This is a genomic window from Pseudomonas brassicae, assembly GCF_010671725.1.
In the GTDB taxonomy this organism is placed as follows: domain Bacteria; phylum Pseudomonadota; class Gammaproteobacteria; order Pseudomonadales; family Pseudomonadaceae; genus Aquipseudomonas; species Aquipseudomonas brassicae.
Map to the genome: position 1 here is coordinate 1 of NZ_JAAHBU010000224.1, position 11244 is coordinate 11244.

The 11244-nt window shown below is 64.2% G+C and carries 6 protein-coding genes and 3 pseudogenes; 2 read left to right on the top strand and 7 right to left on the bottom strand.

Translation table 11 applies throughout. The features are described from left to right. The 7 genes and pseudogenes from G3436_RS15875 to leuC form a co-directional block, all read right to left on the bottom strand. Positions 1 to 226: type IV pilus assembly protein FimV (locus tag G3436_RS15875; RefSeq protein ID WP_163946656.1), on the bottom strand; the 226-nt coding region annotated here is incomplete at its 3' end. Between the two features lie 174 nt (positions 227 to 400). Beyond that, positions 401 to 1410: pseudogene (locus tag G3436_RS15880) on the bottom strand (aspartate-semialdehyde dehydrogenase). Positions 1411 to 1561: 151 nt separating this feature from the next. Beyond that, positions 1562 to 2674 carry an aspartate-semialdehyde dehydrogenase gene (asd, locus tag G3436_RS15885; protein ID WP_163946659.1) on the bottom strand — a complete coding sequence of 371 codons (1113 nt, stop codon included), beginning with the start codon at positions 2672 to 2674 and terminating at the stop codon, positions 1562 to 1564. A gap of 65 nt (positions 2675 to 2739) precedes the next feature. After that, a pseudogene (gene leuB, locus G3436_RS15890) lies at positions 2740 to 3821 on the bottom strand (3-isopropylmalate dehydrogenase). Between the two features lie 53 nt (positions 3822 to 3874). Then, positions 3875 to 4642, bottom strand: a complete 768-nt coding sequence (locus G3436_RS15895) for a class I SAM-dependent methyltransferase (protein ID WP_163946662.1) — start codon at positions 4640 to 4642, stop codon at positions 3875 to 3877. 118 nt (positions 4643 to 4760) lie between these two features. Beyond that, on the bottom strand, positions 4761 to 5405 hold the full coding sequence (leuD, locus tag G3436_RS15900; protein ID WP_163946664.1) for a 3-isopropylmalate dehydratase small subunit: 645 nt from the start codon (positions 5403 to 5405) through the stop codon (positions 4761 to 4763). Beyond that, complete coding sequence (leuC, locus tag G3436_RS15905) at positions 5402 to 6835, bottom strand: 3-isopropylmalate dehydratase large subunit (RefSeq protein WP_163946668.1); 1434 nt, start codon at positions 6833 to 6835, stop codon at positions 5402 to 5404. Before leuC ends, leuD begins: the two co-directional genes overlap by 4 nt. A gap of 143 nt (positions 6836 to 6978) precedes the next feature. Here leuC and G3436_RS15910 point away from each other — a divergent pair, with 143 nt between their 5' ends. Together G3436_RS15910 and G3436_RS15915 are read left to right on the top strand one after the other, a co-directional pair. After that, on the top strand, positions 6979 to 7857 hold the full coding sequence (locus G3436_RS15910) for a LysR substrate-binding domain-containing protein (protein WP_163946671.1): 879 nt from the start codon (positions 6979 to 6981) through the stop codon (positions 7855 to 7857). A 65-nt stretch (positions 7858 to 7922) separates the two neighbouring features. Then, positions 7923 to 11218: pseudogene (locus tag G3436_RS15915) on the top strand (PAS domain S-box protein). Positions 11219 to 11244 lie beyond the last annotated feature (26 nt).

Genomic DNA, 11244 nt, shown 5'->3' on the forward strand with positions numbered 1-11244 from the left:
CCTGCCGCTCGACCCCGGCCTTGCTGAACTCTTCGACGGGCGCCAGGCTTGGCACCACCTCGGCAGCGGTCAGGTCGCGCACATCGAGCAATTCGATCTCGGCATCCAGCGGCTGGTTCTGCGCCGACTTCAAGGTCAGCTCGCCCAGGCCCAGGGCATGCGCCATACCGGAGGACAGCGCCGATGCCGCGGCTATTGCTAACACCAGTTTGCGAATTCGAAGCATGACCTCATCCTTTGTATGAACCTTCCCCGGCTACCGAGAAGAAAGTGAAAAACCGCCGTGAGGCATTGACTGGCATGACCCCGGGGTCATGTTGGCAAGGTGCCCCGCAAGCGCCAGACGGCAGCTCACTTCCAGCATTTCAGAAACATGATGCAAATCGTCGGCAAGTATCTTTTACGCAAGGTCTTTTATCAACAGCTCCGCCAACTGCACGGCGTTCAAGGCCGCACCTTTGCGCACGTTGTCGGTGGTCAGCCAGAGGTTGAGTTGCTCGGCTTCGTCGATGCCGCCACGCACCCGCCCAACGTACACCACATCCTGTGCCACCGCGTCACCGACCGGGGTCGGGTAGTCGCCGGCATCCACCAGTTCGACGCTGTCGGCGCTCTCCAGCACGGCATTGACTGCCGCCACATCGACCGCCGTGCGGCTGTGCACGGCCACAGTGTAGCTATCGCCAAAAAATACCGGGACTTGAACGCAAGTCACGGAAATCTTTAGTAAAGGCAAGCCCAGCAGTTCGCGCAACTCGCTGACCAGGCGCCGCTCCAGCGCACCATGCCCTTCGCTGTCACTGGCGCCCACCTGGGCCAGCAGGTTGAAGGCAATCTGGCGATCGAAGAAGCGCGGCTCCAACGGGCGCGCATTCAGCAGTTCGGCGGTTTGCCGGGCCAGTTCGCCCACCGCCTCACGGCCCTGGGCCGATACGGCCATGCACGCGGTCACGCTGACCCGCTCCAGCTCAAGCAACGGCTTGAGCGCGCCAGCACCACCGCCAGCGCCACCGCCGCCGCGCTCGGGCTGACCAGTTGCACCGGTTTGCTCAAGGCCTGGATGACCTGTGGGTTGGCTTCGGGCACGACCGCCAGCACCTGCTCGGCCGACAGCGCGCCAGACAGGTCGATCACTGCGCAGCCAGCGGCACGCGCCTTGGCCGCGAAGCTGCGGGTGACCGCAGGGCCGGCCGCAAAGAACGCCAGCTTGACCAGGCTGAAGTCGAAGGCATCGACTTCACGCACGCGCAGGTTCTTGCCGCGATAGTTCACCGAACTGCCGGCCGACTCGTTGCTGGCCAGCAGGTGCAAGGTGCCCAGCGGGAAGTCGCGCTCTTCGAGGATCTGCACCAGGGTCTCGCCGACGGTACCGGTGGCGCCAATCACGGCGATATCGAAAGTCTGGGTCATGGGCTGTGCCTCTGGCAGAACGGGGGGAGCGGCACTTTACTCGGATTGCCCACTTGAGGCCACCTGCCACCCCTGATCGCCCGCCCCCCATGGACAAAAAAGCCCCCGGCGTCGCAAGACGAGGGGGCTCTGGCTTAGCGCACGGCGTCGATCAACGCTCCAGCAGGATCCGCAGCATGCGGCGCAGCGGTTCGGCCGCCCCCCACAGCAACTGGTCACCCACGGTGAACGCACCGAGGTACTGCGACCCCATGTTCAGCTTGCGCAAACGCCCTACCGGGATGTTCAGCGTGCCGGTGACATTGGTCGGGCTCAGCTCCTGCATGCTGATCTCGCGCTGATTGGGCACCAGTTTCACCCACGGGTTGTGCTGGCTGATCATGCCCTCGATGTCGGCGATCGGCACATCCTTGTTCAGCTTGATGGTCAGCGCCTGGCTGTGACAACGCATGGCGCCGATGCGCACGCAGATGCCGTCGACCGGGATCGGGCTCTTGAAGCGACCGAGGATCTTGTTGGTCTCGGCCTGGGCCTTCCACTCTTCACGGCTCTGCCCGTTCGGCAGTTCCTTGTCGATCCACGGGATCAGGCTGCCGGCCAGCGGCACGCCGAAGTTCTCGGTCGGGTAGGCCTCGCTGCGCATGGCCTCGGCGACCTTGCGGTCGATGTCGAGGATGGCGGCGGCCGGGTTGGCCAGGTCATCGGCCACGGCGGCATGGGTGGCGCCCATCTGCTTGATCAGCTCACGCATGTTCTGTGCACCAGCGCCGGAAGCAGCCTGGTAGGTCATGGCGCTCATCCACTCGACCAGGCCGGCTTCGAACAGCCCGCCCAGGCCCATCAGCATCAGGCTGACGGTGCAGTTGCCACCAATGTAGTTCTTGGTGCCGGCATCCAGCTGCTGGTCGATGACCCGACGGTTGACCGGGTCCAGCACGATCACCGCGTCATCCTGCATGCGCAGGCTGGAAGCGGCATCGATCCAGTAACCCTGCCAGCCGGCTTCGCGCAGCTTGGGGAATACCTCGCTGGTGTAGTCGCCACCCTGACAGGTCAGGATCACATCGAGGGTCTTGAGCTCGTCAATGCTGTAAGCGTCCTTGAGCGGAGCAATGTCCTTGCCCACGGACGGCCCCTGGCCCCCGACATTGGAGGTGGTGAAGAACACCGGCTCGATCAGATCGAAATCCTGCTCTTCGAGCATCCGCTGCATGAGCACGGAACCGACCATACCGCGCCAACCGATCAGACCTACACGTTTCATCGCAACTACACCTTCGCTAAAAGTGGGCCGCCGCCTGATGGAAAATCAGCGGCGGGCCCGAGAGATTACAGATTACGCAGCGCTGCGACTACTGCGTCGCCCATTTGCTGCGTGCCTACCTTGCTGCAGCCGGCCGACCAGATGTCACCGGTGCGCAGGCCCTGGTCCAGCACCAGGCTGACCGCCTGCTCGATGGCTTCGGCCGCGGCGTGCTGGTTGAAGCTGTAACGCAGCATCATCGACACCGACAGGATGGTCGCCAGCGGGTTGGCGATACCCTGCCCGGCGATGTCCGCGCCGAACCATGGCACGGTTCGTACATGCCCTTGTTGTTGGCATCCAGCGAGGCCGACGGCAGCATGCCGATGGAGCCGGTGAGCATGGACGCTTCATCCGACAGGATGTCGCCGAACATGTTGTCGGTGACCATCACGTCAAACTGCTTGGGCGCACGCACCAGCTGCATGGCGGCGTTGTCGACGTACATGTGGCTCAGTTCGACATCGGCGTAGTCCTTGGCCACCTCTTCGACGATTTCACGCCACAGCTGGCTGGAGGCAAGCACGTTGGCCTTGTCGACGGAGCAGAGCTTCTTGCCGCGCACGCGCGCCATGTCGAAGCCGACGCGGGCGATACGACGGATCTCGCTTTCGCTGTACGGCAGGGTGTCATAGGCCTGACGCTCGCCACCGTCCAGCTCGCGGGTGCCGCGCGGGGCGCCGAAGTAGATGCCACCGGTCAGTTCGCGCACGATCAGGATGTCCAGGCCGGCCACGATTTCGGGCTTGAGCGAGGAGGCATCGGCCAGTTGCGGGTACAGGATCGCCGGGCGCAGGTTGGCGAACAGGCCCAGTTGCGAGCGGATCTTCAGCAGGCCGCGCTCAGGGCGAATATCACGCTCGATCTTGTCCCACTTCGGCCCGCCTACGGCGCCCAGCAACACGGCGTCGGCCTGGCGCGCACGCTCCAGGGTCTGGTCGGCCAGCGGTACGCCGTGCTGGTCGATGGCCGCGCCACCGATCACGTCGTGGGCCAGGCTCAGGTCGAGCTGGAACTTGTCGTTGGCCAGCTCCAGTACCTTGACCGCTTCGGCCATGATTTCCGGGCCGATGCCATCACCTGGGAGAATCAGAATCTGCTTGCTCATGCGTTCCTCTATTCAATTCAAGCGGCGCGCCGCAATGGCCCACCGGAAAAAACTCAGCGTTCGGCCCACAGTACCAGCACGTCGGTGCTGAAGGAGCCATCGGCTTCAATCTGGTAATACTGCCGCACTTCTTCGCCCATCGCCTGCTGCAATTGGCGGATCGCCGCGCGCATGGCTTCGGGGGTGCGCATGCGCTCGACCCATGAGGTGTACTCCAGGCGCAGGCGCTGGCGGGTGTGGCTACGGGTGTAAAGGCCGGCTTCGCTGACCTGCGCCAGCCACTCACCGGCAGAATAATCGCGCACGTGACTGGTGTCGCGCAGCACTTCGACGCTTTGCAGGTAGGTGTCAAGCAGCGGGCTGCCCGGCGACATCACGTCGACGAACGCGGCCACGCCACCGGGCTTGAGTACCCGGCGCACTTCGCGCAATGCCAGGCCCAGGTCGCTCCAGTGATGCGCCGAGTAACGGCTGAAGACGAAGTCAAACGAGGCATCGGCGAACGGCAGTCGCTCGGCCGCACCGCGTTCGGTGACGATATTGTTCAGGCCGCGCTCGACAGCGGCGGCAGCGACCACATCGAGCATCTGCTGCGACAGGTCGTAGGCGACCACTTCGGCCACCAGCGGTGCAACGTGGAAGCTTACATGGCCGGCGCCGCAGCCCAGGTCCAGCAGGCGTGCGTCGCTATGCCCTGCCAGTTCGGCCTGCAGCAGGGCGAACTCGGTGCCCTGGGCGTGCACGGCACTGCTCAGGTAGGCCGAGGCTTGCTCGCCGAACTGGCGCTGGACAACTTCGGTGTGGGCTGTGGTGCGGGACATCATGGATCTCCAGTGTCTGCTTCGCTGGCAAGCCAGCTCCCACAGGGTTTTGTGGTGCAGCACGTAACCTGTGGGAGCCGGCTTGGCGGCGAAGGTGTCGGCGAATTCACTGCATTATTCAGGCGTCACGAAACAACCACGGCTGGCTCGCCCGATGCTTGGCCTCAAAGGCTGCAATCGCATCGCTGTCCTGCAAGGTCAGGCCGATGTCGTCCAGGCCGTTGAGCAGGCAATGCTTGCGAAACGCATCCACCTCAAAGCTCAGCACCTTGCCGTCCGGGCGGGTCACGGTCTGCGCCTGCAAATCGATGCTCAGCTGATAACCCGGGTCGGCTTCAACCTGCTTGAACAGCTCATCGACCTCGGCCTCGCTGAGGATGATCGGCAGCAAACCGTTCTTGAAACTGTTGTTGAAGAAGATGTCGGCGTAGCTCGGCGCGATGATGCTGCGAAAGCCGTACTCTTCCAGCGCCCATGGCGCGTGCTCGCGGCTCGAACCGCAGCCGAAGTTCTCCCGCGCCAGCAACACGCTGGCGCCCTGGTAGCGGGCATGGTTGAGCACGAAGTCATGGTTCAACGGACGCTTGCTGTTGTCCTGGTACGGCTGGCCCACATCCAGGTAGCGCCACTCGTCGAACAGGTTGGGGCCGAAGCCGGTGCGCTTGATCGACTTCAGAAACTGCTTGGGGATGATCTGGTCGGTGTCGACGTTGGCACGGTCCAACGGCGCAACGAGGCCGGTGTGCTGGGTAAAGGCTTTCATGCTGCGCTCCCTTGGATCAACTCGCGTACATCGACAAAACGACCGGTTACCGCGGCAGCTGCCGCCATTGCCGGGCTGACCAGGTGGGTACGCCCACCGGCGCCCTGGCGACCTTCGAAGTTGCGGTTGGAGGTGGATGCGCAGTGCTCGCCACTCTCCAGGCGGTCTGGGTTCATCGCCAGGCACATCGAGCAACCCGGCTCACGCCATTCAAAACCGGCTTCGAGGAAGATCTTGTCCAGGCCCTCCTGCTCGGCCTGGGCCTTGACCAGGCCCGAGCCCGGCACCACGATCGCCTGCTTGATGGTCGAGGCCACCTTGCGGCCCTTGGCGATCACCGCCGCGGCGCGCAGGTCTTCGATGCGCGAGTTGGTGCACGAGCCGATGAACACGCGGTCGAGCTGGATATCGGTGATCGCCTGGTTGGCATTCAGGCCCATGTACTTGAGGGCGCGCTCGATCGAGCCGCGCTTGACCAGGTCGGCCTCGGCCGCCGGGTCCGGCACACGCTGGTCAACCGCCAGGACCATCTCGGGCGAGGTGCCCCAGCTGACCTGTGGCTTGATCTGCGCCGCGTCCAGCTCGATCACGGTGTCGAACACCGCGTCGCTGTCGGATACCAGGTCTTTCCAGGCTTCGACAGCCAGGTCCCACTGCTCGCCTTTGGGCGAATAAGGGCGGCCCTTGACGTACGCCACGGTTTTTTCGTCGGTGGCCACCAGCCCCACCCGTGCGCCCGCTTCGATGGACATGTTGCAGATGGTCATGCGGCCTTCGACCGAGAGTTCGCGGATCGCGCTGCCGGCGAACTCCATGGCATGCCCGTTGCCGCCGGCGGTGCCGATCTTGCCGATCACGGCCAGCACGATGTCCTTGGCGGTCACGCCGAACGGCAATTGCCCTTCGACACGCACCAGCATGTTCTTCATTTTCTTGGCCACCAGGCACTGGGTGGCGAGCACATGCTCGACCTCGGAGGTGCCGATGCCATGCGCCAGCGCACCAAAGGCGCCGTGGGTGGAGGTGTGCGAGTCGCCGCAGACCACGGTCATGCCAGGCAAGGTCGCGCCCTGCTCCGGGCCGATCACGTGGACGATGCCCTGGCGTACGTCGTTCATCTTGAATTCGGTGATGCCGTACTCGTCGCAGTTCTCGTCGAGGGTCTGCACCTGCAGGCGCGAGACCTGGTCGGCGATGGCCTCGATGCCGCCCTTGCGCTCAGGTGTGGTCGGCACGTTGTGGTCGGGCGTGGCGATGTTGGCATCGATGCGCCAGGGTTTGCGATTGGCCAGGCGCAGCCCCTCGAAGGCCTGCGGCGACGTCACTTCGTGGATGATGTGACGGTCGATGTAGATCAGCGCCGAACCATCGTCGCGCTGCTTGACCAAGTGCGAATCCCAGAGCTTGTCGTAGAGCGTTTTGCCAGCCATCAGACTTTCCTCATCAGTCTTTCTATGCCAATAACCCCTTGGCTTGTACGGACGATGCTATGGGGTTAGATTGAATAACTCAAATTCATAATTTTTATGCTTTGGATAACTTTCAGGAATCCTAAGCACGGGGATCTCTCGCTGTGGACCTGGCCAACCTCAACGCCTTTATCGCCATCGCCGAAACCGGCAGTTTCTCGGGTGCCGGCGAGCGCCTGCACCTGACACAACCGGCCATCAGCAAACGCATCGCCGGCCTCGAACAGCAGCTGGACGTGCGCCTGTTCGATCGCCTGGGGCGCGAAGTAAGCCTGACCGAGGCCGGCCGGGCGCTGCTGCCGCGGGCGTATCAGATCCTCAATGTGCTGGACGACACCCGTCGCGCCCTGACCAACCTGACCGGCGAGGTCAGCGGGCGCCTCACCCTGGCCACCAGCCATCACATTGGCCTGCATCGCCTGCCGCCGCTGCTGCGCGCCTTTACCCGGCAGTACCCGCAGGTGGCCCTGGACATCCAGTTTCTCGATTCGGAAGTGGCCTATGAGGAAATCCTGCACGGGCGCGCGGAAATCGCGGTGATTACCCTGGCCCCCGACCCCCACAGCCTGGTGCGTGCAGTGCCGGTGTGGGACGACCCGCTGGACTTCGTCGCCGCCCCCGAGCACCCGCTGGCGTGCAACGGCGCGGTGAGCCTGGGCGACATCGCCCACCACCCGGCGGTGTTCCCCGGCGGCAACACCTTTACCCACCATATCGTGCAGCGCCTGTTCGAAGGCCAGGGCCTGACCCCCAACATCGCCATGAGCACCAACTACCTGGAAACCATAAAAATGATGGTTTCGATCGGTTTGGCGTGGAGTGTGCTGCCACGGACTATGCTCGATGAGCAGGTTGCACCCATCGACTTGCCAGGCGTACAGCTGTCGCGCCAGCTAGGCTACATCCTGCACACGGAACGAACGTTATCGAATGCGGCCAGAGCCTTTATGGCCCTGCTCGACAGCCATGCGAGACAAGCGTAAGGCCGCCCTCCCGCCCCGGGCGGCCTGACCCCAAGGACGTGTAATCCGCCAAAGGTCTGGTACCGATGCCCAAATCAGCGAACCGCTTTCCGCGCCTGCCTCGTATCCCTGCGGCAGACCCTCAGGAGCTGGAGCAAACCTGGGAAAATGCGCCGCAACTGCTGGCGGCCCTGAACGGCGCGCGCCTGGGGGCCTGGGTGTGGGACGTGGGCAGCGGGCGCATCAGTTGGTCGCGGGGCACCCAGGCACTGTTCGGGTTCGACCCCCAGCAACCTTTGCCCAACGACCTCGACTACCTCGACCTGCTGCCTGAAGAAGACCGTGCGCGCACCCGCCAGGCGTTTCACGCGGTGCTCAGCGGTGAACCGGTCGAACAGGCCCTGCGCCACCGTATCCGCTGGCCCGACGGCAGCCTGCATTGGCTGGAAATCAACGGCAGCCTGGCCCGCGACCGTGAGGGCGGCCGCAGATGATCGGGGTGATTCGCGAAATCACTCGCCAGCGCGAGCGCGAAACCGCACTGATCAACTCCGAAAAGCGCTTCGCCACGCTGTTCCACCTCAGCCCCAACGTGGTGCTGCTGACCCGGCGCAGCGACGGGCTGATCCACGAGGTCAACCAGCATTTCGAGAAAACGCTGGGCTGGCCCGGCGCCCAGGTGATCGGGCGCACCACCCTGGAACTGGGGCTATGGGCCGACCCACAGCAGCGCCAGCACATGCTGGACGCAACCTGCGGCACCGATGGCCCGGTAATCCTGGAGGTGCGCTTTCGCGCCAGCAGCGGGCAGATCCATGACGGCATCCTCAGCACCCAGAACATCGAGCTAGACGGCGTCACCTGCCTGCTCAGCACCTTTGTCGACACCAGCGAGCGCAAACGCGCCGAACAGGCCCTCAAGGACAGCCAGGAGCGCCTGGACCTGGCCCTGGACTCGGCGCAGCTGGGCACCTGGGACTGGCACATCCCCAGCGGCATGCTCTACGGCTCGGCCCGTGCAGCGCAACTGCACGGGCTGGAGCCAGTGGCTTTTCACGAGTCGTTCGAGGCGTTTTTCGACGGCGTACCAGAACGTGAGCGCAGCAGCATGCGCCAGGCCTACCGCAGCCTGCGCGAAGGCCCGGCGGGCAATTACCAGATCACCTACCGAATACAACTGGAGAACGGCACCTCGCGCTATATCGAGAGCCGCGCACGCCTGTACCGCGACGAACAGGGCAACCCGCTGCGCATGGCCGGCACGCTGCTGGACATCACCGAGCAGGTCGAGCGCGAGCAGCGCCTGAGCAGTTCGGAGGAAAAGTTCGCCAGCCTGTTCCAGGTCAGCCCCGACCCCATTTGCGTCACCCGCCAGGACAGCGGCCGGTTCATCGAGATCAACCAGGCCTTCACCCAGACCTTCGGCTGGAGCGCCGAGCAGGTGCTGGGGCGCACCGCCGAGCAACTGGGCCTGTGGGCCGAGTCGGCGGCGCGTGCACGGCGCATCGAGCAGGTGATCCGTGACCAGGCCCTGAACAATGTGGCGGTGGTGATCAACCACAAGGATGGCCAGGCCCTGACCTGTGTGATCTCCAGCCGCCTGATCAAGGTCGACAACCAGCCCTGCAGCGTTACCACCCTGCGCGATATCACCCAGCAACAGCGCGCCGAGGCGGCGCTCAAGGCCAGCGAAGAGAAGTTCGCCAAGGCCTTTCACTCCAGCCCTGACGCGATCACCATCACCGAGCGCGACAGTGGCCGCTACCTGGAAGTCAACGACGGCTTCTGCCGCCTGACCGGCTACAGCGCCGACCAGGTGATTGGCCAGAGCATGGCGCAGATCGAGCTGTGGGCCGACGACAAGCAACAGGGGCTGCTGCTCAACGAGGTGCAGGAACGCGACCGTGTACACCATCGCGAAATGCTCTGGCGCAGCAAACGCGGCGACATCCTGAGCGTGGAGGTCTCGGCCGAACCGATCATCCTCAACGAAACCGCGTGCCTGCTGCTGACCGCACGCGACGTCAGCCAGCTGAAGAACGCCCAGGCGCAGATCCGCCATCTGGCCTACCACGACCCACTCACCAACCTGCCCAACCGCGCCCTGCTGATGGACCGCCTGAGCCAGCAGATTGCCCTGCTCAAGCGCCACAACCTGCGCGGCGCACTGCTGTTTCTGGACCTGGACCACTTCAAGCACATCAACGACTCGCTGGGCCACCCGGTGGGCGACACCGTACTCAAGATCATCACTGCACGACTGGAGGCCAGTGTGCGCCTGGAGGACACCGTGGCGCGCCTGGGCGGCGACGAGTTCGTGGTGCTGCTCAGCGGCCTGGAAGGCAGCCGCGACGAGGTGACGGAAAAGGTTCGGCAACTGGCCGATACCCTGCGCGAGCTGCTGGCCGAGCCGATGTCGCTGGACGGCCAGCGCCTGCAGGTGACGCCCAGCATCGGCGTGGCGCTGATCCCCGACCACGGCTCGACCCCGGCCGACCTGCTCAAGCGTGCCGACATCGCGCTGTACCGCGCCAAGGACTCGGGGCGCAATACCACGCAGATGTTCCACACCACCATGCAAAAGGCCGCCAGCGAACGCCTGCGCATGGAGAACGACCTGCGCCTGGCCCTGGCCCGGGGCGAACTGGCGCTGCACTTCCAGCCCCAGGTGGACGCCCGTGACAACCGCATCGTCGGCGCCGAAGTGCTGCTGCGCTGGCACCATCCCCTGCTTGGCCAGCAGCCGCCCAGCCAGTTCATTCAGGTGCTGGAGGAAAGCGGGCTGATCCTGGAGGTGGGCAGCTGGATACTCGACGAGGCCTGCGATGCCTGCTCGCGCATGTTGCAGGACGGCCTGATCGACGCCATGGACTTCAGCCTGTGCGTGAACATCAGCCCGCGTCAGTTCCGCCAGAACGATTTCGTCGAGCGGGTACGGCGCAGCCTGGACGACTACCGCCTGCCGTACCAGATGCTCAAGCTGGAGATCACCGAGGGCATCGTGATCCAGAACCTGGAAGACACCATCAGCAAGATGCGCGAGTTGAAGGCCTTCGGTGTGAGTTTTGCGATGGATGATTTCGGCACCGGGTATTCGTCGCTGACCTACCTCAAGCGCTTGCCGGTGGATGCGCTGAAGATCGACCAGTCGTTTGTGCGCGATGCGCCGCTGGACCCCAACGATGCAGAGATCGTCAAGGCGATCGTGGCCATGGCGCACAGCCTGGACCTGGCGGTGATTGCCGAAGGCGTGGAGCTTTCCGAGCAACTGGAGTTTCTGGAGCGGCTGGGCTGCCATCTGTACCAGGGGTATCTGCACAGTCGGCCCTTGCCGTTGAACGAGTTCAGGGCGATGTTGCTGCAGGCGCCGGCGGATTACTGAAAGACCGCGGCGCGTCCTTCGCTGGC